General features: G+C 74.6%; 21 protein-coding genes. 13 read left to right on the top strand and 8 right to left on the bottom strand.

All coding sequences use genetic code 11. The annotated features are described in order from the left end of the window. The first annotated feature begins 13 nt into the window (after positions 1-13). Entirely contained in the window at positions 14-814 is an 801-nt protein-coding gene (locus tag ACRAKJ_RS22760; RefSeq protein WP_438925620.1) for a hypothetical protein, read from the top strand. On the opposite strand, the gene ACRAKJ_RS22755 is transcribed toward ACRAKJ_RS22760, so the two are convergent. From ACRAKJ_RS22755 to ACRAKJ_RS22740, 4 genes are all read right to left on the bottom strand, one after another. Further along, positions 804-1043 (bottom strand): hypothetical protein, encoded by a 240-nt coding sequence (locus ACRAKJ_RS22755; RefSeq protein WP_438925619.1) that lies wholly within the window; start codon positions 1041-1043, stop codon positions 804-806. The genes ACRAKJ_RS22760 and ACRAKJ_RS22755 overlap by 11 nt on opposite strands. 533 nt (positions 1044-1576) lie before the next feature. Further along, positions 1577-2272, bottom strand: coding sequence for a cyclic nucleotide-binding domain-containing protein (locus ACRAKJ_RS22750; RefSeq protein WP_438923681.1), 696 nt, complete (start codon positions 2270-2272; stop codon positions 1577-1579). A 437-nt stretch (positions 2273-2709) separates the two neighbouring features. Next, positions 2710-3747 (bottom strand): medium chain dehydrogenase/reductase family protein, encoded by a 1038-nt coding sequence (locus ACRAKJ_RS22745; RefSeq protein ID WP_438923680.1) that lies wholly within the window; start codon positions 3745-3747, stop codon positions 2710-2712. A 128-nt stretch (positions 3748-3875) separates the two neighbouring features. Further along, entirely contained in the window at positions 3876-4754 is an 879-nt protein-coding gene (locus tag ACRAKJ_RS22740) for a glycosyltransferase (RefSeq protein ID WP_438923679.1), read from the bottom strand. Between the two features lie 98 nt (positions 4755-4852). On the opposite strand from ACRAKJ_RS22740, the gene ACRAKJ_RS22735 reads away from it, so the two are divergent. Next, positions 4853-5332, top strand: a complete 480-nt coding sequence (locus tag ACRAKJ_RS22735; protein ID WP_438923678.1) for a DUF4383 domain-containing protein — start codon at positions 4853-4855, stop codon at positions 5330-5332. 72 nt (positions 5333-5404) lie between these two features. After that, positions 5405-5659 carry a hypothetical protein gene (locus ACRAKJ_RS22730; RefSeq protein ID WP_438923677.1) on the top strand — a complete coding sequence of 85 codons (255 nt, stop codon included), beginning with the start codon at positions 5405-5407 and terminating at the stop codon, positions 5657-5659. A gap of 81 nt (positions 5660-5740) precedes the next feature. Here the strand turns inward: ACRAKJ_RS22730 and ACRAKJ_RS22725 are convergent, their stop codons facing one another. Further along, positions 5741-6652 (bottom strand): NAD-dependent epimerase/dehydratase family protein, encoded by a 912-nt coding sequence (locus ACRAKJ_RS22725; RefSeq protein WP_438923676.1) that lies wholly within the window; start codon positions 6650-6652, stop codon positions 5741-5743. Positions 6653-6669: 17 nt separating this feature from the next. Next, the gene (locus tag ACRAKJ_RS22720; RefSeq protein ID WP_438923675.1) at positions 6670-7842 is read right to left on the bottom strand and encodes a metallophosphoesterase; all 1173 of its coding nucleotides are present in this window, start codon (positions 7840-7842) and stop codon (positions 6670-6672) included. Between the two features lie 122 nt (positions 7843-7964). Between ACRAKJ_RS22720 and ACRAKJ_RS22715 the strand changes: the two genes are divergently transcribed. Together ACRAKJ_RS22715 and ACRAKJ_RS22710 are read left to right on the top strand one after the other, a co-directional pair. Beyond that, the gene (locus tag ACRAKJ_RS22715; protein ID WP_438923674.1) at positions 7965-8138 is read left to right on the top strand and encodes a hypothetical protein; all 174 of its coding nucleotides are present in this window, start codon (positions 7965-7967) and stop codon (positions 8136-8138) included. Between the two features lie 130 nt (positions 8139-8268). Next, positions 8269-10410 carry an EAL domain-containing protein gene (locus ACRAKJ_RS22710; protein ID WP_438923673.1) on the top strand — a complete coding sequence of 714 codons (2142 nt, stop codon included), beginning with the start codon at positions 8269-8271 and terminating at the stop codon, positions 10408-10410. Between the two features lie 27 nt (positions 10411-10437). On the opposite strand, the gene ACRAKJ_RS22705 is transcribed toward ACRAKJ_RS22710, so the two are convergent. Beyond that, positions 10438-11097, bottom strand: a complete 660-nt coding sequence (locus tag ACRAKJ_RS22705) for a thiaminase II/PqqC family protein (RefSeq protein WP_438923672.1) — start codon at positions 11095-11097, stop codon at positions 10438-10440. Between the two features lie 158 nt (positions 11098-11255). On the opposite strand from ACRAKJ_RS22705, the gene ACRAKJ_RS22700 reads away from it, so the two are divergent. The 7 genes from ACRAKJ_RS22700 to ACRAKJ_RS22670 all read left to right on the top strand — a co-directional run bounded on the left by ACRAKJ_RS22700 (position 11256) and on the right by ACRAKJ_RS22670 (position 24022). Continuing rightward, complete coding sequence (locus tag ACRAKJ_RS22700) at positions 11256-13379, top strand: diguanylate cyclase (protein ID WP_438923671.1); 2124 nt, start codon at positions 11256-11258, stop codon at positions 13377-13379. A gap of 5 nt (positions 13380-13384) precedes the next feature. Next, positions 13385-13843, top strand: coding sequence for a TIGR03618 family F420-dependent PPOX class oxidoreductase (locus tag ACRAKJ_RS22695; protein ID WP_438923670.1), 459 nt, complete (start codon positions 13385-13387; stop codon positions 13841-13843). Beyond that, a complete protein-coding gene (locus tag ACRAKJ_RS22690; RefSeq protein ID WP_438923682.1) occupies positions 13810-14493 on the top strand; it encodes an HAD-IA family hydrolase in 684 nt (227 codons plus the stop codon). Before ACRAKJ_RS22695 ends, ACRAKJ_RS22690 begins: the two co-directional genes overlap by 34 nt. A 155-nt stretch (positions 14494-14648) precedes the next feature. After that, positions 14649-17432, top strand: a complete 2784-nt coding sequence (locus ACRAKJ_RS22685; RefSeq protein WP_438923669.1) for a discoidin domain-containing protein — start codon at positions 14649-14651, stop codon at positions 17430-17432. Positions 17433-17547: 115 nt separating this feature from the next. Further along, positions 17548-22026 (top strand): tetratricopeptide repeat protein, encoded by a 4479-nt coding sequence (locus ACRAKJ_RS22680; RefSeq protein ID WP_447008647.1) that lies wholly within the window; start codon positions 17548-17550, stop codon positions 22024-22026. Next, positions 22023-23345: a TIR domain-containing protein gene (locus ACRAKJ_RS22675; RefSeq protein WP_438923667.1), complete on the top strand. Its 1323-nt coding sequence runs from the start codon at positions 22023-22025 to the stop codon at positions 23343-23345. The genes ACRAKJ_RS22680 and ACRAKJ_RS22675 overlap by 4 nt, the downstream gene beginning before the upstream one ends. Before the next feature lie 92 nt (positions 23346-23437). Beyond that, complete coding sequence (locus ACRAKJ_RS22670; protein WP_438923666.1) at positions 23438-24022, top strand: DUF6069 family protein; 585 nt, start codon at positions 23438-23440, stop codon at positions 24020-24022. 4 nt (positions 24023-24026) lie between these two features. Here the strand turns inward: ACRAKJ_RS22670 and ACRAKJ_RS22665 are convergent, their stop codons facing one another. Then, entirely contained in the window at positions 24027-24485 is a 459-nt protein-coding gene (locus ACRAKJ_RS22665) for a DUF2000 domain-containing protein (protein ID WP_438923665.1), read from the bottom strand. A gap of 107 nt (positions 24486-24592) precedes the next feature. Between ACRAKJ_RS22665 and ACRAKJ_RS22660 the strand changes: the two genes are divergently transcribed. Beyond that, positions 24593-25054 (top strand): AsnC family transcriptional regulator, encoded by a 462-nt coding sequence (locus tag ACRAKJ_RS22660; RefSeq protein WP_438923664.1) that lies wholly within the window; start codon positions 24593-24595, stop codon positions 25052-25054. The last annotated feature ends 85 nt before the right edge of the window (positions 25055-25139 follow it).

Here is a 25139-nt window from a genome sequence, read left to right as displayed (position 1 = left end):
CGGGGTGACGGGGGTGGTGGCGGTGCGGACCGCGGTGTGGGTGCCGGAGAGGCCGGAGGTGGTGCGCGAGCTGCTGCTGGAGCGGGCCGCCCGACCCCGTCGCGTGGTGCCCACGCCCGGCGGCACGCTGCTGCTCGGCCCCGCCCCCGAGACGTTCGACGGCCTGCGCGACGGGCTCAAGGTCGCCACCGTCGACGACGCCGGCGCGGTCGGCCTGGCCTGGACCGACGACACCGCGTGGCTCCTCGTGCGCCGGGCGGGCCGCGTCCGGCGGTGCGCACTCGCCGCCACCGCGCCCGACGACGTGCTGGACGACCTGGCCGCGGTGCTCCGCGTGGACGACCTGCGCGCCGCCCTGGCCCGCGCGCAGGGCCGCGGCCTGCTCCGGCTGCGGCACCTGCTGGAGCTGGTCGGCCTGGCCGGCGAGGCGAGGGCGCTCGACTGGGTCGACCGGGCCGGCGCGGACGTCGTGCCGGTGCACCGCGCGCGCTGGTGGACGTCGCTGCTCGACGAGAACCGGCAGCCCCGCCGGCCGGACCTCCAGTCGCTGCGGCCCGGCTCCCCGCTCCTGACGAGGGCGTTCCACCTGCTGATGCCGCTCCTGCTGGTGCCGGGCTCCTACCCGGTGGCGCGGATGACCGGCGAGGTCCTCCCGGCGTGGGTGGCGGTCGTCGCCGGGACGTCCTGCGCGCTGTTCGGCCTGTGGGGAACCTGCGCGGCGGCGCTGGTGCTCCACCGGTTCCGGCGCGCCGACCCGTTCCCGGTCAGCGACCCGCTCGGCATCCTCGTCCCGGACCGACCGGTCACCGGCTGACCGGGTCCGGGTCGACCGGGGCCGGGTCGACCGGTCCCGCGCCGACCGGCAGGCCGACGACCGGTCGCGTCCCGTCGGCCACCTCCACCCGGTAGCCCAGCGCCCGCGCCCGGCGGGCCACGACCCGCGCGAACCGGGCGTCCCGCGCCATCCACCGCCGGAACGCCGCCTCCAGGTCGGGCAGCAGCGCCGCCCCCTCCACGACCACCGGCCCGCCCAGCGCGCGCACGTCCGCACGAGCAGCGGGAACTCCTCGCGGTAGGCGGCCGGCACCTGCCGCACCTGCACGTCCACCGGCTGCGCCAACCGCTCGGCCACGCCCGGGGCGAGCACCCGCGCCGCCGCCCCGCCCGGCACCTCGGCGGCGTGCCGCTCGACGTGCTCGTCGCACGAGTGGACCGGCAACCCCGACCGGGCCGCCGCGGTGCTCTTGCCCGTGCACGGCGACCCACCCACCCACGTGATCACGACCGGATGATCACACGCGTGACCGCCGCCACACCACGTTCACCGCGCAAGCCCCGCACCTGCGGATTGCAGGAACGCACAAGCGGTGTGCACACGCGACCGTACACAGTGGGCACGCCTGGCACGGGCGGCCGAACTGGGGGGCCGCCCGCGCCGGGAACGGCCGGATGGCCGCGGTGGGCCGCCTGGGGGGTGCGGCCCACCGCGGCCGGGGGGAGCGACATCAAAGGAGCGACACCGGGGGAAGCGCCACCGGGGAGTGGCACCGCCGGGTCGCGGAGGGGACCGACCGGGTCAGCGCGTCGCCGCGGGGTCCCCGCCGGCGACGAGGTGGTTCAGGCCCTCCAGGTCCGGGATGGCGATCACCCGCCGGGTGTGGGTGCGCACGAGGCCGGCGTCGCGCAGCTCGGCGAAGCCCTTCTCGGCGGTGCGGGGCTTCATCCCGGCGATCGAGGCCAGCTCGACGTTGCCCAGCCCGACGGCCAGCGTCCACGTGCCGTCCGGCGCGCGGTGCCCGTGGCTGCGCGCCAGGTGCAGCAGCACCCGGCCGACGCGGGCGGAAGCAGGCCCGGACACGACCCGGCGCAGCTCGTTGGACCAGCGGATCTGCTCGACGACGGTGCGGGCCAGCTCCACGAACAGCTCGTGGTGGCGGTCGAGCAGGATGCGGAACCGGCGCCGGTCGATCAGCCGCGCGGTCACCGGGGCGCAGGCCACGACCGTCGCGCTGCGCGGCGCGCCGTCCAGCGCGGCCATCTCGCCGACCAGGTCGCCCGCCGTCCGCAGCCCCAGCAGCGCCCGGTCCGGCGCGTCGGCGTGCACCTTGACCGCGCCGGTCAGCAGCAGCACGACGTGGCCCGCGTCGTCGCCCCGGTGGAGCAGGACGTCGTCCGAGGCGTAGTCCACCCGCGCGCCCGAGTCGAGCAGCGCCTGGGCGGTGTGCTCCGACAGGCGCCCCAGCAGACCGCGAAACCGCCTACCGCCGATCATGCCCACCCCCAAGGGTCCGGGTTCGTCACGTCGGAACGGACGACCTCCCGACCGGATCATCCCACCGCGCGGTCGCGGGTGCGGTCACCCCAGGGTAGTCCGGCGGACCGCACCCGCGAACCGCAGCCGGCTCTCGCACCACCTCCGGCGGACGGGCGCCCGCGGGCCGGTCGAGCGGACCCCGTCGCGGCAGGACGGGCGGGCCGCCGACGCGGTGCCCGCCGACGCGGTGCCCACCGACGCGGTGCCCACCGACGCGGTGTCCACCGACACCGGCCCGGCCGTGCTCCGGTCGGCCACCTGGGCACGGCGCTGGTGCGGCGGGTGTCCTTCGACGGCCTCGACCCGGCCTTCCCCCGGGCCCCCGCCCCCGGTCCCGGGTGATCACGCGCCGGTGCCCGGCTTCGGGAAGACCCCGGCCCGCCGTCGGGGCGGCGTCAGGGGACGACGACGACCTTGCCGGTGACCGTGCCCGACTCGGCCAGCCGCACGGCGTCCGCGATCCGCTCCAGCGGCACGCGGGCGGCGATCAACGGGGCCAGGGAGCCGTCGGCCACCAGCGCCAGCACCGCGCCCAGGTCGCGGGCGACCTTCGCGCGGAAGCCCGCCGCGTCGCGCTTGCCCGCCCAGACGTTGAAGAACGTCGCGGTGCGGCCGTTGGGCAGCGCGTTCCACCACAGCAACCGCACGAACAGCTTGAGCACCGCCGCCTTCGCCGACCCGGAGGTGTCCTTCGTGGACGCGCTGCCGTAGGCCACCAGCGCGCCGCCCTTCGCGAGCAGCCGGTAGGAGTCCAGCACGCCCGGGCCGCCGACGTGGTCGAACACCGCGTCCACCCCGCCGGGGGCCAGCTCGCGCACCCGGGCGGGCACGTCGTCGGCGCGGTAGTCGAGCGGGACGGCGCCCAGCGCGCGCACCGCGTCGAGGTTGCGCGCCGAGGACGTGCCGATCACCTCGGCGCCGGCCAGGCGGGCGAGCTGCACCAGCAGCGACCCGACGCCGCCGCTCGCGCCGTGCACCAGGACCGTCTGCCCGGCCCGCACCCGCGCGACGCCGTGCAGCATCCGCCAGGCCGTGATCCCGTTGACCACCAACGCCTCCGCCTGGGCGGGATCGACCCCCGCCGGCACCGGCACCAGGTCGGCCGCCTCCACCAGGGCGTGGGTCGTCCAGCCGCCGACCTTGGTCAGCGCCGCGAACCGGCCGCCGACCAGACCCGGGTCCACGCCCGCGCCGACCTCCGCCACCACGCCCACCAGGTCGTAGCCGGGCACGAAGGGGAACGCCGGCTGGTCGTAGTACCTGCCCAGGCGCATCTGCTTCTCGGCGAACGACACCCCGGACGCCTCGACCCGCAGCAGCGCCCGACCCGGACCGGGGGAGGGCACCGGGCGGTGGCGCAGCTCGAACCCGCCGGGCTCGACCACGCCGGGGAGCACGACCTCCAGCACCTGCTCCGCGGAGACCTGGGACATGACTTCCTCCTTGTGTGAGTGGTTGGTCACTCACTCTATGCACGAGTGAACACACGACTGCGAAGCCGTGTCAAGCGTGCCTGGTCAGAGGAGGTGCATTAGTAAGTGGTCAGTCACTCACGCCGGTATCAGCGGCCGAACGCATGCTTCAGCAGCACCTTCGCCGCGGCGGGGTTGGAGCGCGCGGCGGGCAGCGACGCCAGCGCGAGCAGCCGCCACAGCACGTGCGAGCGCGCGACCCGCGCCGCCCGGTTCCAGCCCAGCGCGGCGAAGCGGTCCCCGTACTCGTGGAACAGGTTCCCGGCCTCGGTGTAGCTCGTGCCGTCCGAGATGGCCCGCGAGGTCTCCGAGCCGACGTGCTTGCGGTACCGGAAGCACACCTCGTCGTCGGCCACCAGCACCACGCCGCGCGCCACCAGGTCCAGCACCAGCGCCAGGTCCTGCACGACGGTGAACTCCTCGCGGAACCGGACCTCGCGGACCGCGTCCGCCTTCCAGCACAACGAGGGGAAGAACAGCCAGTTCGCGCGCAGCAGCGACACCGCCAGGTCCTCGCCGGAGAACGCAGTCGGCCCCTCGACCCTCGGCGCGTACGCCCGGCGCTTGCCCCGGTCCACCAGGCCGAGGGCCGGCGCGCCGTGCTGGTCCACCACCTCGACGCCCGGCTGCACGATCCCCGCGGTCGGGAACCGCGCGTGCAGCGCCCGCACCCGCCCGACGTAGTCGGGCAGCATCAGGTCGTCGTTGCCCACGAGCACCACGAGGTCGTGCTCGACCAGGTCCAGGCAGCGGTTGAAGTTGCCCGTCACGCCCAGGTTCCGCTCGTTGCGCAGGTACCGCACCCGGGGGTCGCCCAGCTCGGTGAACCACCCGGCGACGTCGACCGGCTGGCCGTCGTCGACCACGGTCAGCCGCCAGTCCTGGTCCCGCTGCGCGAGGACGCTGCGCACGGCCTCCTGCATGAGGGTCACGTCGCCGTAGAACGGCATGAAGACGTCGATGGTCATGAAGCCCGGTTCCACCTGTTCCGCGTCGCACCCGGCCCCCGTTTCGTCGCGGTGGCTCCGGGTATGACGGTCAGGATAGAGCTGATGGGAGGAGCGAGATGACGACCTCGGCGGAACGCGTCAAGGCAGGTCGCCGGCCTGTGCAGGCGTTCGCACTGCTCGTGGGCGCGGTGTTCCTGGTGGTCGGCGTGCTCGGTTTCGTACCGGGCGTGACCACCCTGTACGACCAGATGGCCTTCGCCGGCACGCATTCCCACGCCCTGCTGTTCGGTGTGTTCCAGGTCTCAGTGCTGCACAACCTCGTGCACCTGCTGTTCGGCGTCGCGGGCGTCCTCGGCTCCCGGGCGCGCGGCACCGCCCGGCTGTTCCTGGTCGCCGGCGGGTTCGCCTACCTGCTGCTCTGGGTCTACGGCTCGATCGTCGGCGAGGACGGCGGCGCGAACTTCGCGCCCTTCAACGCCGCCGACAACCTGCTGCACCTCGGGCTCGGCGTCGGCATGGTCCTGCTGGCCGTCGTGGCCACCGTTGTGGAACGCTCTCGGGGCCAGTACCCGGACCGCGAACAACGCGGTCGGTGACGCCCGGTTGACCGCCGGGTGAACGCGATCGCGTAAGTTCACCCAGGGAGGCGCTTGACTGGGAGGACGTTGATGGCGGGTTCGGCAAGCAGGAAGTTCGGTCGGATCGACCCGTTCATCCTGTTCCTGGTGGTGCCGATGCTGCTGCTGGCGGGGGTCATGGTGTGGGGCGGCCTGGCCTGGGTCGGGGCCGTGGTCGTCGTGTTCGCCGCGCTCGTGCTGCTGCTGGACTCCTGGACGAACCGGCCGCTGCCGTTCGACCTCCCGGAGGACGACGACTACGACTACGACGAGCCGCCGCCCCCCTCCGGCGGTCGCCGCTACTGAACGGCCGCTCCTGCCGGACGGCCCCGCTGCCGGATAGCCCGCGCTGCCGGACCGTCGCCACTGCCCGACTGCCGCCGCCCGTCAGTCGCGCGGGAAGGTCTCCGCGACCGCCGCGTCGATCGAACCGCCGCGCCCCGGCGCGAGGAACAGCTCGCGCAGCAGCAGCCCGCCCAGGTGGCGCGGGTCCAACCCGGACTGCCTGCCCCGCAACCGGTGCGCGAGCCCCGTCGCCAGCAGCCCGGCCCGCACCGCGGCGCCGGGCAGCCGGCGGACCGGTCGCGCGTGCCCCGCGGCCTCGGCGACGCGGCCGATCATCTCCGCCCACGTCAGGTTCTCCAGCGCCACCGGCAGGTCCTCGCCGGACGCCCGCTCCAGCGCGTCCACCGCGACCTCGGCCACGTGCGCGGCCGTCGTCGCGGCGCTGCCGCCGGGCGGGGCCACCAGCGGCGAGCGCGACCGCACCCACGCGTCCAGCGGCCCGGCCCAGTTCGGCAGCCGGTCGTGCGCCCGCCCGAACACGAACGGCAGCTCCAGCACCGCCACCGGCAGGTCCGGCCCGGCCGCCTCCCGCGCCCCGCGCGCCTGCGCCACCCGGCTCCGGACGTACGGGTGGCGCTCGGCCAGCCGCCACTGCGGGTGCTCGCGGTGGAAGTGCGTGTAGTACGAGCCGAGCACGACGGCCCGGGTCAGGCCCTCCTCGCGGGCCGCGGTGAGCAGCCGCACGACCGGCGCCACGTTGCCGCGCTGGAACACCGGGTAGGCGGGCCGGCGCGGCGTCTCCCGGTCGTCCGCGCCCGCCGCGAACACCACGCCGTCGTGCCCGGCCAGCAGCGCGCGGAAGTCCGCCGCCGTGGCCGTCGTCGCGTCCAGCGCGTGGTCGACCCCCGCCCGCGCCGTGCGCGCCACCGACGTCACCCCGTGCCCGGACGCCCGCAGCCGCGCCACGACGTGCTGCCCGACGAACCCGCTCGCACCCACCACCACGACCCTCATGGGCCGATCATGCCGCCTCAGGCGGCGCGCAGCGTCAGCAGGGAGATCTCACTGGGTGCGAACACCCGCAGCGGCGGGCCCCAGAACCCCGCGCCGCGGCTGGTGTAGAGCCGGGTGCGCTCGCCGTGCCGGCTCAGCCCGGCCAGCACCGGCTGCTGCAACCGCACCAGCAGGTGGAACGGCCAGATCTGCCCGCCGTGGGTGTGCCCGGACAGCTGGAGGTCCACGCCGGCCGCGACGGCCTTGCCGATCTCGCTGGGCTGGTGCGCCAGCAGCACCACCGGGTCGTCGGTGCGGGTGCCGGACAGCGCCGCGTCCAGGTCGGCGGCGTGGCCGGGTTCGCCGGAGTGCACGGCGGTGACGTCGTCCACGCCCGCGAAGACCAGGCGCTTGCCGCCGCGCTCCAGCACCCGGTGCTGGTTGTGCAGGCTCGTCCAGCCCAGCTCGGTCATGTGGTCGAGCCACGCCTGGGCGTTGCCGATGTACTCGTGGTTGCCCGACACGTAGAACCGGTGCGCCGCCCGCACGTCGCCCAGCGGGGCCGCCTGGCCGCGCCGCTGCTCCACCGTGCCGTCGGCGATGTCGCCCACGTGCACCACCACGTCCGCGCCCAGCGCGTTGACCGCCTCGACGGTGCCCCGCGACCACTTGGTGCGGTCGATCGCGCCGTAGTGGGTGTCGGCCAGCACCGCGACGGTGAGCCCGTCGAACGCCGGGTCCAGCCTCGGCAGCACCACGTCCGTCCTCTTGACCCGGGGGACGCGGCGCGCCTCGCGGATGCCGTGGACGACCAGGGCGGAGGCGACCACCAGCAGCACCACCGCGACGAGCCTCGCCCGGAACGGGTTGTCCACGCCCGCGAGCGCCAGGACCAGGCGCAGCACGTGGGTGATCAACGTCCAGGCGAAGAACACCCACGCCACGCCGAGCAGCAGGTGCGCGACCCGGGACGCCCGGTCGGAGTGCCGGCGGCCGTGCGCGCGGACCAGCAGCAGCGGGAAGGCCGCGGAGACCACCACGAAGAACGCGGTGCCCACCACCTGCACCGGCCACGGCCACCGCGCGCCGGGCGCCAGCAGGCCGGCCCACGGCACCCAGAACAGCAGGGCGGTCACCACCAGCAGCACCGCGGTGAACGTGGCGCGCCGCCGCGCGGAGGGGCGGGGCGGCGCGGGCGTCCGGGTCGACATGGGCTCTCCTCGTCGGGTTCCCGGCACGCGCACTTTACGAACCGGTGGGCTGTTATCGACGGTACGCCTCGCCCGACGCGCTGTCCAAGTTTGTGCCGCCCACCGCCCGGCAACCCAGGGCCATGCCCGACGTGAACGAGGTGCCCGAGGTGCAGACCCCCGACGAGGACGAGCGGCTGGCCCACTCGCAGCGCACGATCGACGAGGCCAGGTCGATCGCGGCGGACCTGCGCGAGACCTCGCCCGACCCCGCGCCCGACGCCGAGCCGCCGGACGGGGGCACCCCGGCCAACTGATCAACTGATCGGGCACGTCCACAGTGGACTCACCCGAATGGCGGTTGCCCAACGGGTTCCGGGTCAGCATAGTGCGATCTCCCGACCGAAGAGTTCAGTCGATCGCAGCTTGACTTGGGGGTAACGCGGCGTGGCTCGTCGATCGCGCGCCGTGGTCGACGAGGGCATCTCGTCACCCGGTCAAGCCGGCGTGCGCCGGATCACCGAGTTCGCCGAGCTGTTCGCCTGGTTCGCCTGCCTGGTGTTCGCCGCGCAGCTCGTCGTGCTCGGCTCCGGCCCGGCGCGCGTGCCCCTGGCGCTGCTCGTGGGTGTCGTGCTGCTGTCGTGGTGGCTGCGCCCGGACGGCGACCCGTGGTGGCCGACCGGCGCGGAGGCCGCGGCCGCGTTCGGCGCGGTGCTGGTGCTGCCCAACGTCGGCCCCATCGTCGGCTTCCTGTTCGCCGTCGTCGTGCGGCGCGCGCTGCGCGGCGACGCGGTCCTGCTGCCGGTCAAGTCCGCCCCCCTGCTGCTGGGCTACCTCGCCGGCATCGGCGCGTGGATGGCCGGCGCCCCGGGCAGGGCCACCGGGCCGCTCCTCGCCACGACCCTGGTGCCCCTGGTGGGCCTGACGGTGGTGTCCTTGGCGCTGCACGAGATCGTCCGCTCCGCCCGCCGGCTGGAGGCCGCCCACCGCACCGTCGAGGCCGTCGTCCGCGCCAGCCCGGTCGGCCTCGTGCTGCTCGACGGCGACGGCGCGCCCACCCTGCACAACGACCGCGCGCGCGGCCTGTTCGACTGGCCCGACGGTCGGCCCGGCCGCGTGCCCTGCCCGCACGGCCCGGACATCACCGCCTGCGGCCACGGCTGCCGCGGCTCCGAGGACCCCGTCGAGATCGACGTCGAGCGCCCCGACGGCACCACCGCCGTGCTCGCCGTGCAGGCCGTGCCGGTCGACCACGTCCCCGAGCGGCACACCCTGGTCACCGCGCTGGACGTGAGCAAGCGCCGCCAGTGGGAGGACGCGCTGCGCACCCGCGCCGAGCGCGACGAGCTGACCGGCCTCGCCGGGCGCACCCACTTCCTGCACCTGGTCGACGCCGCGCTGCTCTCCGGCGAGGCGGTCGGCCTGCTCGTCATCGACCTCGACGGGTTCAAGGAGGTCAACGACGCCGAGGGGCACGAGGCGGGGGACTGGTACCTCGTCTCGGCCGCCGAGCGCATCGGCCGCGCGGTCGGCCCGGTGGCCACCGCGGCCCGCCTGGGCGGCGACGAGTTCGCCGTCCTCGCGCCCGGCCACGACGTCCGCGAGTCCGCGCGCCTGGCCACCCGCGTGCTCTCCGAACTGGCCCGGCCGCTCACCGGCCTCGGCCACGACACCGTCATCCGGGCCAGCGTCGGCATCTCCGTGTCGCAGCCCGGCATCGGCACCGCCGACCTGCTGCGCGACGCCGACACCGCGATGTACGTGGCCAAGCGCGAGGGCGGCGCGCGCATCCGGCTGTTCCGGCCCGAGATGGGGGAGCGGGTGCTGGCCCGCCAGCGCGACAAGACCGACCTGCGCACCGCCGTCGCCGAGGGGCAGCTCGTGCTGCACTACCAGCCGATCGTGGACCTCGCGACCGCCCGCGCGACCAGCGCCGAGACGCTGGTGCGCTGGCAGCGCCCCGGGTACGGCCTGCTCGGCCCCGGCGAGTTCATCGACCTGGCCGAGGAGACCGGGCTCATCGTGCCGCTGGGCAACAAGGTCCTCGCGGGCGCCTGCGAGCAGGCCATGCGGTGGCGCGAGCAGGGCCGCGCGCTGGGCGTGACGGTGAACGTGTCGACCCGGCAGCTGTCCGCGCCCGCGTTCCTGCCCTCGCTGGACCGCGTGCTCAAGACCTCCGGCCTGCCGCCCGAGCTGCTCACCATCGAGGTCACCGAGTCCGTGTGGGCCGACGAGGCCGCCATGCGCGGCCTGATGGACGTGCGCGAGACCGGCGTGCGGGTCGCCCTGGACGACTTCGGCACCGGCTACTCGTCGCTGAGCTACCTCCAGCGCTACCCGTTCGACGTCGTCAAGATCGACAAGTCGTTCACCGGGAACCTCGACGACGCGGGCCGCACGGCGGGCGTGGTGCGCTGCATCATCGACCTCGCCGAGGTGCTGGGCGCGCACACCGTGGCCGAGGGCATCGAGACGCAGGCGCAGGCCGACTGGCTGCGCGCCGCCGGCTGCGACTACGCCCAGGGCTACCTGTTCGGGCGCCCCGACCTGGCGGAGAACTGGGACGCCCAGCCCTCAGTCGCCGGGTGAGGCGCACCGGGGGCGCGCCCTGGGGGGTCACGCCTTCTCGTCGGCCAGCGTGTTCCAGAACATCAGCTCGTAGGAGTGCAGCAGGCTCGCCTTCGGCATCGCGCCCGTGACGCGCCACCCCGTGTCGAGCACGGCCTCCAGGGCGCGCAGGCCCAGCGCGTCCAACTCGGGTGAGGGCTCGGCGAAGAAGTCGAAGAACGCGCAGCCCTCGTCGTCGAATCCGTAGTGCTCGCGCAAGGCCGCCGCGATCGCCGCGCAATAGCCGCCCCATTCCGCGAAGTTCGCGAGAATCGCGAGCAACGCGTCGTGCGGATTGCCGTCCAGCGCCAGTCGTGCCACGTACGACGGGTACGCCTGGCACCCCGGCAGCGCGCGGTGCTCGGCCACGTCGTCGGGGGTGAGCCCGCACGCGGCGGCGAAATCGCCGAGCTTCGCGAGCGCCAGGCCCTCACCGGCCGCCACGGTCGAGAAGAACTCGCGCTGCGCAGGTTCCGTCGACTGCGCGGCCAAGGTGAGGAAGGCTCGCCAGTCGCTCCGCACGATGCGGTCTTCCTCCGCCGCCAACGCCTTCAGCGCCTCGACCGACGCCTCGCCGCTCGCGATCAGCGGGACCAACCGGTTCGTGCCGCCCTCGTGCTTCAGCTCCTCACGCACCCGCTCCAACAGGGCTTTCGCGTCCTTGGCCATCAATCCCCCTCGACCCGTCGCCGCGTCGCCGTCGAACGCGGTGCGACACCAATGGCACTCTATCCGTGCCGTGGTCCACACGTCCGGGCGAGTGTGGAAGACTGCGAATGGCTCTCCGCCCGTCATGACCACGCGAAGACGCAGAAGGAGCACCGGGATTGCGCGTCTCCGAAGCCACCCCGGACGACAGCCGCGAAATCCCGATCGCCGAGCGGAACCGATCGTGGATCGGTTACCTCTTATTCGGCTTCGTCGCGGTCTGCGCGTACTACGCGCTGCCCGTCTTCGTCGGCCCCGTTCCGCTGCGGGTCGTCGTGTACTGCGCGGTCAGCACCTCGGCCGCCGTCGCGGTGTGGTGGGGAATCCGCCGCAACCGGCCCGGGTCGCGCGCGCCGTGGATCGTGCTGGGGCTCAGCCAGGTCGTCTACGCGCTCGCCGACGCCACGTTCTACGTGTCGCACTTCGTGCTCAACGAGACCCGGTACCCGGCCGTCGCGGACGTCTTCTACCTCGGCCACTACCCGCTCGTCGTGGTCGGCCTGGTGGTGCTCATCCGGCAGCGCCGCTCCCACCGCGACCTGCCCGGCCTGCTCGACGCCGTGTCGCTGACCGTCGTCGCCGGCCTGCTGTCGTGGGTGTTCGTCATCGGGCCGCAGACCCGCCTGGGCACGACGCTGCTGGTGGAGGCCACCTCGCTGGCCTACCCGCTGATGGACCTGGTCGTGCTGCTGGCCTCGCTGCGACTGCTGTTCGGCGCGGGACGCCGGGACGGGTCGTTCGTGCTGCTCACCGCCTGGCTGGCGGCGATCATGACCGCCGACACGGTGTACGTCCTCCAGCGCCTCGGCGGCACCTACGCGGCGGGCAACTTCCTCGACGCCATCTGGCTGGGCGGCAACCTCGCGCTCGGCGCGTGCGCGCTGCACCCGTCCATGGGGCGCATCGCGCAACCCGCCGAGGTGCCCGTCCTGCGGCTCAGTTGGCCGCGCCTGGCCGTGCTGTCCGCGGGCGCGCTGATCGGCCCGATGCTGCTGCTCGTCCAGCACGCCCGGGGCGCCCAGCAGGACGTGCCGGTGATCGCGACCGGCTGCGCCGTGCTGTTCGCGCTCACCGCGACCCGGCTGGCGGGCCTGGCCGTGGACCAGCGGCGGCTGGCCATCACCGACGGCCTCACCCGGCTGGGCAGCCGCCGGTACTTCGAGGCGCGGCTGGCCGAGGACGTGGCGCGGGCGCGCCGCACCGGCGTGCCGCTGGCCGTGGTGATCCTCGACGTGGACCGCTTCAAGGCCATCAACGACCGCTACGGCCACCCCGCGGGCGACCGGGTGCTGGTCGAGGTCGCCGCGCGGCTGCGCGCCGCGGCCGGTCCCGACCTGGTGCTCGCCCGCTACGGCGGCGAGGAGTTCGCGCTGATCGTCGGCGGTCCGGACGCCGAGCACGCCACCCGGCTGGCCGAGGAGCTGCGCCACGGCGTCGCGTGCCGGCCCATCGCCGTGAGCGACCGGCACTCGGTGACGGTTACGCTCTCCGCCGGCACCGCCGCGTTCGCGCCGCACCACGGCACGGCCTCCGCGCTGGTGTCCGCGGCCGACCGCGCGCTCTACCTGGCCAAGGACCTCGGGCGGGACCGCGCCGTGGCCGGTGGCGCCTCGATCGCCGAACACCGGGAGGACGTCGCGGTGGACTACCTGAACCAGGTCGCGGACCTGGTCGACCTGCGCGTGGCGAGCCCCGGGCGCAGCCTCGCCATCGCCGAGTGGGCCAGGACTGTGGCCGAGCACCTGGGGTGCGACCCGGCCCAGGTCCGCACCGCGCACCGCGCCGGCCGCCTGCTCGACGTCGGCATGATCGTGCTGCCCGACGACCTGCTCACCGAGTCCGGCCCGCTCACCGACCAGCAGTGGCACCTGCTGCACGAGCACCCCGACAGCGGCGCGCGGATGGTCGGCGTGCTGCCCGACCACGTCGACGTCGCCGAGGTGATCCGGCAGCACCACGAGCGGTGGGACGGCGCGGGCTACCCCAACGGCCTGTCCCGCGACTCGATCCGGCTGGAGGCGCGCATCCTGTCGGTGTGCGACGCGTGGGCGGCGATGTGCGCCGACCGGCCGCACCGGCGGGCGCTGACGCCCGAGCAGGCCGAGCGCGAGCTGCGCTCCGGTCGCGGCGCGCGGTTCGACCCCGAGCTGGTCGACGCGTTCCTGCACCTGCTGGAGGAGCGGGCCGTCGGCGACCTGATCGCCGGGGCGTCCGGGACCCGGGAGGGCAGCCGCCTATCCTGACGCGCATGTCGCGGCGCGCGTTGATCACGATGACCCCGGACGAGGTGGGCGCGTTCCTGGAGGAGCGGCGCGTCGTCACGGTGGCCACCCTCGGTCCCGGGGGCAGGCCCCACCTCGTGCCGCTGTGGTTCGCGGTCGAGGACGGCGAGCTGCTGGCCTGGACCTACCGCGCCTCGCAGAAGGTCGCGAACCTGCGCCGCGTCCCCGAGGCGACGCTCCAGCTGGAGGACGGCGAGAGCTACGAGGAGCTGCGCGGCGTCACGATGGAGTGCGACGTGCGGCTGGTGGAGGAGCACGCCGAGGTGGCCCGCATCGGCGGCGCCGTCGCGGCCCGCTACGCCGGCCACCGCGGTCCCGAGCTGGACGCGTTCGTCGCCGCGCAGGCGGTCAAGCGCGTGGGGCTGCGGTTCACGCCGACCTCGGTGGTGTCCTGGGACCACCGCAAGCTGGCGGGCACCTACTGAAGCCGGCCCCGCCGGGCCTGGTCCTGCTCGACCTGGACGACACCCTGGTCGACCTCGCGGGCGCGTTCGCCGCGTGGGCGGGGGAGTTCGCCGCCGAGCACGACCTGGCCGACGACGCCGTGCCGTGGCTGCGCGCGCGGGCGTCCGGCCGCAAGGACGCGCTGTTCGCCGAGGCGCGGGACCGGTTCGGCCTGGCGGAGCCCGCGCACGTGCTGTGGGCCCGGTACCGGGCGCGCGTGCCGGAACTGGTCGTGCCGCGCCCCGGCGTGCCCGACGCGCTGGCCGCGCTGCGGGCGTCCGGGTGGCGGGTCGGCGTGGTGACCAACGGCGAGCCGGACAACCAGGGGGCGAAGCTGCGGCGCACGGGCCTGGCCGCCCACCTGGACGGCTGGTGCGCGTCGGGCGAGGCGGGCGTGCGCAAGCCCGACCCGGCGATCTTCCACCTCGCCGCCCGGCGCTGCGGGGGAGGGTCGGGCTGGGTGGTCGGCGACAGCCCGGAGCTGGACGTCGCGGGCGGGCGCGCCGCCGGGTTCCGCACGTGGTGGGTCAGCCACGGCCGCCCCTGGCCGCCGGGGGCGGTGCCGCCCGATCGGACCTCGCCGGACACCGCCGACGCGCTCACCGGGCTCCTGCACCTCGACCGCCGCTAGAGCGCAGTCGGGTTTTTGCGTGATTCGGTAGACATCTTGCGCTCGCCTGGGTGGGCTGCTTATGGTGTGCGCCACGCCACACGGCGTGGTGCCCCCTGTCCCACCACGACATCCCCGCGCGCACCAGAGGTCCCGTCCAACGAAGGGCTGAACCCATGCGAGTCGACCCCACCCACCGGCGCCCCCTGGCGCTCGGCGCGGCGGCGGTGGCCACCTCCCTGCTCACCGCGCTCGTCGTCGCGGCCGCGCCGCAGGCGTCGTCCGCCCCGGTCGTCGCGGCCGTACCCTCCTCGCCGTTCGACGTGCCCGACCGCGGCGCGGACGTGCCGTTCGTCGAGCACGAGGCCGAGAACGCCGCCACGAACGGCACGAAGATCGGCCCCGGCCGCCGCCAGGGCACGCTGGAGGGCGAGGCGTCCGGCCGCCGCGCCGTGACCCTGGCCGGCCAGGGCCGCTACGTCGAGTTCACCCTGACCGAGCCCGCGAACTCGATCGACCTCCGCTACAGCGTCCCGGACGGCAACGGCGGCGCGGGGATCACCGCCCCGCTCTCGCTCTACCTCGACGGGCAGAAGTCGACCAGCCTCACGCTCACCTCGAAGTACGCCTGGCGCTACGGCGGCTACCCGTACGCCAACGACCCGAACCAGGGCAAGCCGCACCACCTCTACGACTCGACCCGCGCGCTGTTCGGCCGCACGCTCCAGGCCGGCGCCAAGGTCCGGCTCCAGGTCGACGCGGGCGACACCGCCCCGTCGTACACGATCGACCTCGCCGACTTCGAGCTCGTCGCGCCCCCCGCCGCGCGCCCGGCCAACTCGGTGTCCGTCACCGACCACGGCGCCACCCCGGACGACGGCTCCGACGACAGCGCGGCGTTCGACGCGGCCGTCGCGGCGGCCCGCGCGCAGGGCCGCGAGGTCTGGATTCCCGCCGGCCGCTTCACCGTCACCAAGCACGTCACCGTGGACCGGGTCACCGTGCGCGGCGCGGGCCACTGGCACAGCGTCGTCACCGGCGACCGGGTCGGCTTCTACGGCCTCGGCGAGCCCTCGTCGTGCGGCCAGGGCGGCAACTCCGGCGTCAGCACCCGCGTCGGCCTGCACGACTTCGCGATCATCGGCGAGGTCACCAACCGCGTGGACTGCGACCAGACCAACGCCATCGGCGGCGCGCTGGGCGGCGGCTCGGTGATCTCCGGCATGTTCCTCCAGCACACCAAGGTCGGGATGTGGCTCGACGGCCCGTTCGACGGCCTGACCATCCGCGGCAACAGGGTCGTCGACCAGCTCGCCGACGGCATGAACCTGCACCGGGGCATCAGCAACGTGCTGATCGAGCACAACCTGTTCCGCAACATCTCCGACGACGGCATCGCGTTCTGGTCGGAGCACCAGGCCGACCACTCCAACACGATCCGGCGCAACACCGTCGTCGTGCCGATGAAGGCCAACGGCATCGCCGTCTACGGCGGCCGGGACAACACCGCCACCGAGAACGTCGTGGCCGACACCCAGGACCAGGGCGGCGGCATCCACGTCGGCAACCGGTTCTCCTCGGTGCCGCTGTCCGGCACGACCACGTTGTCGCGCAACACGACCCTGCGCGCGGGCGTGCTCGACTCCAACTGGCAGTTCGGCGTGGGCGCGCTGTGGTTCGACGCCCGCGACGGCGCGATGAACGGCCGCATCGACGTCACCGACACGGATCTGATCGACAGCAACTACGAGGCCATCCAGTTCATCAGCGGCACCATCACCAACGTGCACTTCAACGGCGTGCGGATCACCGGCGCCGGCACGTTCGGCGTGCAGCTCCAGTCGCCGGGCTCGGCGTCGTTCACCAACGTCACCGCGACCGGCGTCGGTCGGGCCGGGACCTACAGCTGCCTGGGCGAGGGCGGTTTCCAGATCACCCGCGGCGCGGGCAACTCCGGGTGGGACGGCACGCCGTACTGCGGCCCGTGGCCCGAGCCGGTCTACACCGACCCGACCGCCCCGCCGACCACCACCACGACCACGACGACCACGACGACCACGACCACGACCACGACGACGACGGTGCCCCCGGGCGGCAACCTGGCGCGGGGCAAGCCCGCCTCCGCCACCACCGCCACCGGCGGCTTCCCGGCCGCGAACGCCGTCGACGGCAACACCGGGTCCTACTGGGAGAGCGCGAACAACCAGTTCCCGCAGTCCCTGACCGTCGACCTGGGACGGTCGGAGAACCTGGGCCGCCTCGTGCTGAAGCTGCCCCCGCCCGCCGACTGGGCCGCCCGCACCCAGACCCTGTCGGTGTCGGGCAGCGCGGACGGCGGCGCGTACTCGCCGGTGGTCGGCTCGGCGCAGTACCGCTTCGACCCGGCCACCGGCAACCAGGTCACCGTCCCGGTCACCGGCGCGCACCGGTTCGTGCGGCTGGCGTTCACCGGCAACACGGGCTGGCCCGCCGGGCAGCTCGCCGAGCTGGAGGCGTACGCGACGACCACCCCGCCGCCGACCACCACGACCACCACCCCGCCGCCCACCGGCAACGTCGCCCGCGGCAAGCCGGTCCAGGCCGCCGCCACCGGCGGCCTCCCGGGCGCCAACGCCGTGGACGGCGACCCGAACACCTACTGGGAGAGCCCGAACAACCAGTTCCCGCAGACCTTCACCGTCGACCTGGGCGCCCGCACCGCGGTGAACCGGCTCGTGCTCAAGCTCCCGCCGGCCGCCGCCTGGGCCGCCCGCACCCAGACCCTCGCGGTCTCCGGCAGCGCGGACGGCACCACCTACACCCAGCTGCTCGCCCCCACCGACCACCGCTTCGACCCGGCGACCGGCAACCAGGTGACCGTCCCGGTCACCGCGAACCACCGCCACCTCCGCCTGACGTTCACCGCCAACACGGGCTGGCCCGCCGCGCAGCTCGCCGAGTTCGAGGCGCACGCGGCCTGATCCGGTACGCGGGTGCCTCCCGGCAACGACGCCGGGAGGCACCCGCGTACCGCCATCCGGGTCACGCTGATCGTTCGTGCCCGTGTGCCCGCCCGTCACCGGGGATACTCGCCGGGTGAGCGAGGGATCGGTCCCACCTCAGCGCGGGAACTACAACTTCCTCTCCGGCGACGTGTCCGGGACGGTGGTCCAGGTCGGGCTCATGTCCGGCGGCGACATCCACCTCTCCTACCCCACCCGCGTACCCGAACGCCTCTCCGTCCCCCTGCCCTACCGGTACGGGGCGGTGCCGCTGCACGCACCGGTCACGCAGCCCCGCGACCTGTCCCGCGTGCTGGCCGAGGTGCTCGAACGCGGTGACACGGCGGTGCTGTCCGGTCCGGGCGGCATGGGCAAGACCCGCCTGGCGGCCGAGTACACCACCGCCCGGTGGCAGACCGGGGACGTGGACCTGGTCGCGTGGGTGGACGCCTCGTCGCGGGAAGCCGTCGTGGCGGCCTACGCGGACCTGCACGCGAACCTGACCTCGATCGAGGAGACCGTCCCCGGGCGCGGTGCCCGGCGGCTGCTGGACTGGCTCGCGCAGACCGGCCTCCGGTGGGTCGTGGTGCTCGACGACGTGCTGGACCCGGCCGCCGTCTCGGACCTGTGGCCGCCGTCCACGCCGTCCGGCCGGCTCGTCGTCACCACCCGGCGCCGGGACGCCGACCTCCGGCGGGTCCGGCGGCGCCTCATCCACGTCGGGGCGCTCAGCCCCCGGGAGGCGCACTCCTACCTCACCCGGGTCGTGCGGGACGGAGCGCTCGACGGCGCCGCCGAACTCGCGCGGGAACTCGGCCACGTGCCGCTGGCGCTCGCGCAGGCCGCCGCCTACCTGGGCGAACGACACCTGTCGTGCGCCCGGTACCTGACCGAGCTGAGCGGTTTCCCGCGCACCGCGGGCGGTCCGGTCCGCGCGGAACCCGCGCCCGTGGCCGCCACGTGCGCGCTGTCCCTGGACCTGGCCGCCAAGTCGGCTCCGGTCGGGGTCGCACGGCCACTGCTGGAGATCACCAGCGTGCTCGACCCGACCTCGATCCCCGAGGCGCTGCTCGGCACCCCGGACGTGCTGGACCTGCTGTCCACCCGCGCGGGACGCCCCGTGCGCGGTGACGACCTGGCGGACGTGCTGGACGCGCTGGAGAAGCTGAGCCTGCTCGACGTCGACCTGCGGTTCGGGCGCCTGTCGGTGCGGAGCCACGGGGTGGTCCAGCAGGTGGTCCGCGACGCCCTGCCCCCGGAGGCGCTGCGGGTCGTCGCCCTCACCGCGGCGTCGGCGCTGGTGGAGCGGTGGCACGGGGCGGACGGCCCCGAGGCGGCACGGGTGCTGCGCGCCAACACCGACGCCCTGGCCCGGGTCGCCGGCCACCACCTGTGGGCCGGCGGGTGCCACGAGGTGCTGGTCCTCAGGGGACGGAGCCTCGGCGAGGACGGGTTCGCCACCGAGGCCCGGGACTACTTCCGCGGCCTCCACGCGATGGCCGGTGAGAGCCTGGGCGCCGATCACCCGGACACGTTCACGCTCGCCGGCCAGCTGGCGCACTGGACGGGCATGGCGGGCAACGCCCCGCGCGCCGCGGCCCTCTTCGCCGAGGTGGCCGCCGACCGGGCCCGCGTCCTGGGGCCCCACCACCCGGACACCCTCGCGGCGAGGCACAACAGGGCGTCGTGGATCGGGGAGAGCGGTGACCCGAAGGGTGCCGTCGCGGCGTTCTCCGACGTGAGCGCGGCGCGCGCCCGGGTGCTGGGCCCGGACCACCCGGACACCCTGGCCTCGTGGGACAGCCTCGCCCAGTGGACCGGCATCGCCGGGGACCTGCCCGGTGCGGTGGCCGCGTTCGAGGAGCTGACCCGCGCCTACGACCGGGTGCTGGGGCCCGACCACCCGGACGCGTTCAACGCCCGCCTCAACCTCGCCCACTGGATCGGGAACTCCGGCGACCCGGTGGAGGCCACCGGGTTGCTGGAGCGCCTGCTCGACGACCAGTCGCGGGTACTGGGCCCCTTCCACCCGTACACACTGGCGACCCTGCACGGGCTCGCCGACTGGCGGGGCGCCGCGGGGGACCCCGCCGCCGCGGTGGCGGAACTCGAACGCCTGCTGGAGATGCGGGTGCGCGTCCTGGGACCGGACCACCCCGACACGCTGGCCACCCACGACGGGTTGGCCGAGTGGCGCAGCGCGGCGGGCGACGTCCGCGGGGCCCTGCTCGAGGTGGAGTCGCTGCACCGCGCGCGGCTGTCCGCACTGGGGCCCGACCACCCGAACACGCTCGTCGCGGAGAGCAGCCTCGCGGTGCTCCTCCAGCGCTCGGGCGACCTGCGGCGGGCCGCGTACTCCTACCGGAACGTGCTGGAGCGGCGTCGTCGTGTGCTGGGGGAGGAGCACCCGGACACGATGCGGTCGGCGGCGAACCTGGCGGTCGTGCTGCGGCAGCTGGGGGAGTACGAGTCGGCTCGTGCGCTGGACGGCGAGGTGCTGGAGCGGCGTCGCCGGGTGCTGGGGGAGGAGCACCCGGACACGATGCGGTCGGCGGCGAACCTGGCGGTCGTGCTGCGGCAGCTGGGGGAGTACGAGTCGGCTCGTGCGCTGGACGGCGAGGTGCTGGAGCGGCGTCGCCGGGTGCTGGGGGACGATCACCCGGACACCCGCAGGTCCGCGTCGAACACCGAGGCGGAGGCCGTCCTCGGCGTGCCCGACGTGGTGGTCGTCCACTTCGACGGAGCGGACGCCGAGGTCGCGGCGGTCGTCGACGGTCTCCAGGCGGCCGGGATGGTGGTCGGGAGCGCGATGGCGACCGGTGGGCCCCACGGCCGCGAGGCGCCGTCCGAGCCGACCGACGCGCTGGTGGTCGTGGTCACGGGCGAGGCTTCGCCCGGGCACCCGGTGCGGCGCGACATCGAGTCGGCGCTCGCGGGCGACGTCCCCGTGGTCGTCGTCTACGCGGGCGTCTCCCCGACGGCCGCCGCCAAGTCGCTGCCGTACGGCCTCGCGCGCAAGCGGGGGATCGCCTTCGACCTCGCGTCGCGGGACCCCGCTCGTGAACTGGTCGACGCCGTGCGCCGCGCCGTCCGCGTCAGGGGACCGCGCGAGCGGCTCGCCGGACCCGGTCGACTGGACCCGGTCGAGCTGGACGACCTGCGCACCGGGGTGGCCGAGGCGTTCGGGGCGGCCGGGCGGCCCGTGCGACCCGACCCCGGGCAGCCGCAGGTGCTGCTGCCCGGCCCGGTGTGGGTCTCGGCGGAGGTGACGCCGTCCGCCGCCGAGGTGGACCGCTTCGCCGCCCACCTCGCGCACGGGCGGCTCGGCTACTTCGTGCACGTCGGCGACCTGCGCGGGGATGCCCAGGTCGTGCTCGACCAGATGCGCGTCGGCGGCAAGCCCGTCGTCACCGTGACCGCGCGGGCGCTGCGGGCCGCGCACGCCGACCAGCACGTCGACGCGTTCCTGAACGAGCTGGAACGCGACTACGGCAACCACGACAATCTGTTCGACACCAGGAACGCCCTGATCAACGAGAGGTTCCTGTTCGGGCGCGACGTGCTGCTCAACACGATCGGCAGCGCGATCCGCCGGCACGAGCACGTCCTGGTCACCGGCTTGCGCAAGGTGGGCAAGACGAGCCTGCTGAACATCCTGCGCCAGCACCTGGCCGACCGCCCCGTCTGCCAGGTTGACCTCCAGCGGTTCGACCGGCACCACGAGGACTGGCCGCCCGCCCTGTTCGCCCTGCTGCTCGCGGCGTTCGACCGCTGGGGGCGGGCGGAGCACCGGGGATGGCCGTTCCGGACCCCCTCGCCGACCACGACCACCGAGCTGGAGCGCGAACTCGACCGCAGGCAGCAGCACCTCCGGGACTCGGGGCACCCCGCCACCACGCTCGTCGTCGTGCTCGACGAACTCGAACGCGTGTACCCGGCGCGCGGCGAGGTGCACGCCGCGCGGCAGTGGGTGCGGGCCAGCGGCGCCCTGCGCGCGCTCGCCCAGGGCGACCGCCGCCACGTCGTGGTGATCGGCGCGGACCTCAGGCCCGACGTCAACCGGGACAACGACCTCGGCGTCGCCGGCACCAACCCGTTCTTCTCCTTCTTCCAGGAGATGCCGGTGCCCCTGCTGGAGGAGCGCGCGGTCGACGAGATGGTGGGCACGCTGGGGCGGGCGATGGGGATCGACCGCGTGTCCGAGGAGTTCACCTCCGGCCTGTTCCGGCTCACCGGCGGGCACCCGTCGCTGGTGCGGACCGTGGCCGCCGAGGCGTACCGCCGCCGGGAGCTGCCCTACGAGCTCACCGCGGCGGACCTCGTCACGGCGCAGGACCACCTGGACGACGCGGACACCGTGGGTTTCTTCCTGCGCAACAACCTGTGGCAGCTGATGACGGTCGCCGAGCGGGAGGTCGTGCGCGCGGTGGTCGGCGGCCGGCCCGTGGCCGACTTCGTCCCGGCGACCGACCGGAAGCAGGCGCGCTCGGCGCTGCGGTCGCAGGGCCTCCTCGACGGCGAGGACGTCCGGATCGGCGTGTTCCGCGACTGGCTCCGGGAGGCGGAGCCGTGACGGCCGACAACCCCTACTACTCCCGCTCCCTGTTCGTCGGGCGCGCCGCGCAGCTCGCCGAGGTGACCCAACTGCTCCGGCAGGGCCGGTCCGCGCTGCTGATCGGTGGGCGACGGGCGGGCAAGACGACGTTCGCGCGCCACGTCACCGAGGACGTGGTGGGCCGCGCGGTCGTGAGGACCGACGTCGCGGGCTGGGACCTGACCTCCGAGGAAGCCGCGCTGGGTGCGCTGCTCAGCGCGGTGCGGGGGGCGCAGGAGACCGCGCACGCGCGAGCGAGCAGGCACGAGGTGGCGCTCGCGCTGGACGCGATCCGACCGGTCGCGCTGGTCGTCGACGAGGCCGACCGGGTGTTGCTGGCGCAGTGGGGACCGGGTTTCTTCTCGTTCCTGCGCTGGCTCGACGACACCCACCTGCGCGACGACATCGCGATCCTGCTCGCCGGTGGACCGGTGCTCGCCGTGTTCCGCGACCCCGACGACCGCGGCTCGCCACCGCTGAACACCGCCGTGCCGCGGTTCCTGGACCCGCTCGACCGCGCGGCGGTCGCCGAGCTGGCGGTCCACGTGGACGGCGTGGACCTCGACGCCCTCGTGGAGCAGTGCGGCGGCCACCCCTGGTTGACGACCCACCTGTTGGCGGCGCTGCACGGCGGCAGGCCGTTCGACGACGCGCTCGACGACGTGTTCGACCTCGTCTCCGGCACGTTCCCGGTGTGGGAGCGGCAGCTCGGCGACGACGGCCGGTCGCTGCTGCGCCTGTTACCGGCCGACGGGCTCACCAAGGCAGACCTGCGCGCCGGCCGCTGGGCCCGGTTCCGCGAGGCGGCGAGGTCGGGCCGCAGCATCGGCGTCCTGCGGGTCGAGGCCGGCCGGCTGCGGCACGGGCCCCGCCTGTTCGGGGACTGGTTCCTCCGCCGCTCCCCCGAGGAGGTCTCCTTCGACCTCGCCATCTCCTACGCCTCCGAGGACGAGGCCCTGGCCCGGCAGCTCAACGCGCACCTGCGTGACGACTTCCGCGTCTTCTACGCACCGGACCAGGGCCCCCAGCTGTGGGGCACCGACCTCAACCGGGTCCTGCCCAACACCTACGGCGTGGCGAGCAGGTACGTCCTGGTCCTGTGCACGCCGGTGTACGTCGCCAAGCACTGGACGAGGATCGAGTACGACGCGGTGGCGACCCGGGCGCCGGAGCGCATCCTCCTGGTGGGGTTGGGGGAGCTGCCCGCCGACCTGCCGGACGGATTGGTCTACCGGGGCGGCAGCCCGGGGGAGTTGGTCGGCCTCGTCTCGGCGATCCGCGACAAGTTGAAGGGGTAGCGGCACGTCGCGCGGACGGCGTCCCGGACGGGGGTCACCTGATGGGTGCGGCTGCCGCGCGCCGCGCCGGGGACCGCCCGATACTCGCGGACATGGCTGACGAACGCCGGACGACCAGCTTCGAGCCCGTGGTGGGCGCACCCGAGCCGCGGCGCCCCGTGCGCGACTCGTTCCGCGACGCCCCGCCGGAGACGGCCGTGCTCCGGCCGCCGCGTCGCCGGCCCCTCGCGCCGCCCGACCCGGGCCGCCAGTTCGACGCCGCCACGCTGTGGGCGGGCAGCGTGGCGACGGCCCTGGTCACGGGTCTGCTCGCGATCGTCGGCATCCTCGTCGCCCGCGGCCTGCTCGGGGTCGACGTGCTCGCGCCGAAGGGCGACGGGGTGTGGGGCAACGCCAACACCCTGACCTACGCCCTGGGCTCCGCGGGGTGCGCGCTCGGCGCCACCGCGCTGCTCCAGCTCCTGCTGGCCACGACGCCGAACGCCATCCGGTTCTTCTCCTGGATCATGGTGCTGCTCACCGCGATCGCCGTGGTGCTGCCGCTCAGCCTGGGCGCGAGCCCGGAGGCGAAGGCGTTCACCGCCGTGCTCAACCTGGTGATCGGCGGCGCGGTCGTGCTGCTGCTGCGCGGTGTGGTGGGCAGCGCCCGGCGCAGGTGGGCCGAGGGCGCCCGGTAGCGCGTCACGGCATCAGCTCCAGCCCCTTCACGAGCTTGTCCACCCGGTTGCGGGGGCCCACCACGCTGACCGCGTAGTACTCCACGGCGGACTCCTCGGAGAGCTGCGTCAGGTAGTCGTCGTACACGCGGGTGTGCTGGGCCTGCACCGGCATGTCGGCGACGAACACGCCGGGGGAGTCGGCGGCCTTCGCGCGCAGCCCGGCCAACCGGTCGCCGGTCGCGGCCAGGACCGTGCAGCCCGCCCAGGGCAGACCGGGGTGGAGCGAGCCGGTCGCGTCCTTCCCGTCCGGGCCGAGCAGCCCGCCCACCGCCTGCGCCGTCGCCGACGCCACGCACACCGCGGCGTTGACGGCGCGGCCCGGCGGCAACCCCGCGTCCACCACGACGACCCACTTCAGGCGGGCCGCCCGGGTCGGCTGGAGCGGGTCGATCTCGTGCGGCTCGAAGCCGACAGCGGTCACCAGGTCCTCCGTGCATCCATCGGGTTGATGGCAGAATGCTAGGCACGTGTACGGAGCTGGACCAAGTGATCCGATGATGATTCGGGCAGAGAGCCTTGTGGGTGGTCGTGGACGAACTTGATACGAAGATCCTGCGCGAATTGCAGGTCGATGCACGGCGCAGCAACCGGGACGTGGCCGCGGCGGTCGGCGTCGCGCCCACCACGGCGCTCGACCGGACCCGCCTGCTGCGCGAGCGCGGCGTCATCAAGGGCGCGATCCTCGACGTCGACCTGCCCTCCATCGGCCGCCCGGTGCAGGCGCTGATCGCCGTGCGCGTCCGGCCGCCCGCGCGCCGGGTGATCGAGGAGTTCCGGGCCTGGGCCGTGGCGCAGCCCGACACGCTGGGCGTGTTCGTCACCACCGGCGACGAGGACTTCCTGCTGCACGTCGCCGTGCCCGACAACGAGAGCCTCTACACCTTCGTCGTCGACCGGCTCACCGAGCGGGCCGAGGTCGCCGACGTGCGCACCTCCGTGGTCTACCAGCACCTGCGCAACGACCGGATCACCCCGGTCCACCGGCCGTGACCCCGCGCGCCACCAGCCGTTCACCGGGTGCTCCTAGCGTTCCGCGCACCGCGTGACCCCGACGGGTCGCGCCACGGCAGAACGG

This window comes from Saccharothrix sp. DSM 118769 (assembly GCF_052936295.1).
This window is presented reverse-complemented; position numbering and strand designations above follow the sequence as displayed.

Bases quoted from the DNA above. Each gene is read 5' to 3' on its own strand.
- ACRAKJ_RS22750 (WP_438923681.1), bottom strand. From the start codon at position 2,272: ATGATCGGCGGTAGGCGGTTTCGCGGTCTGCTGGGGCGCCTGTCGGAG.
- ACRAKJ_RS22745 (WP_438923680.1), bottom strand. From the start codon at position 3,747: ATGTCCCAGGTCTCCGCGGAGCAGGTGCTGGAGGTCGTGCTCCCCGGC.
- ACRAKJ_RS22740 (WP_438923679.1), bottom strand. From the start codon at position 4,754: ATGACCATCGACGTCTTCATGCCGTTCTACGGCGACGTGACCCTCATG.
- ACRAKJ_RS22735 (WP_438923678.1), top strand. From the start codon at position 4,853: ATGACGACCTCGGCGGAACGCGTCAAGGCAGGTCGCCGGCCTGTGCAG.
- ACRAKJ_RS22730 (WP_438923677.1), top strand. From the start codon at position 5,405: ATGGCGGGTTCGGCAAGCAGGAAGTTCGGTCGGATCGACCCGTTCATC.
- ACRAKJ_RS22725 (WP_438923676.1), bottom strand. From the start codon at position 6,652: ATGAGGGTCGTGGTGGTGGGTGCGAGCGGGTTCGTCGGGCAGCACGTC.
- ACRAKJ_RS22720 (WP_438923675.1), bottom strand. From the start codon at position 7,842: ATGTCGACCCGGACGCCCGCGCCGCCCCGCCCCTCCGCGCGGCGGCGC.
- ACRAKJ_RS22715 (WP_438923674.1), top strand. From the start codon at position 7,965: ATGCCCGACGTGAACGAGGTGCCCGAGGTGCAGACCCCCGACGAGGAC.
- ACRAKJ_RS22705 (WP_438923672.1), bottom strand. From the start codon at position 11,097: ATGGCCAAGGACGCGAAAGCCCTGTTGGAGCGGGTGCGTGAGGAGCTG.
- ACRAKJ_RS22695 (WP_438923670.1), top strand. From the start codon at position 13,385: ATGTCGCGGCGCGCGTTGATCACGATGACCCCGGACGAGGTGGGCGCG.
- ACRAKJ_RS22685 (WP_438923669.1), top strand. From the start codon at position 14,649: ATGCGAGTCGACCCCACCCACCGGCGCCCCCTGGCGCTCGGCGCGGCG.
- ACRAKJ_RS22670 (WP_438923666.1), top strand. From the start codon at position 23,438: ATGGCTGACGAACGCCGGACGACCAGCTTCGAGCCCGTGGTGGGCGCA.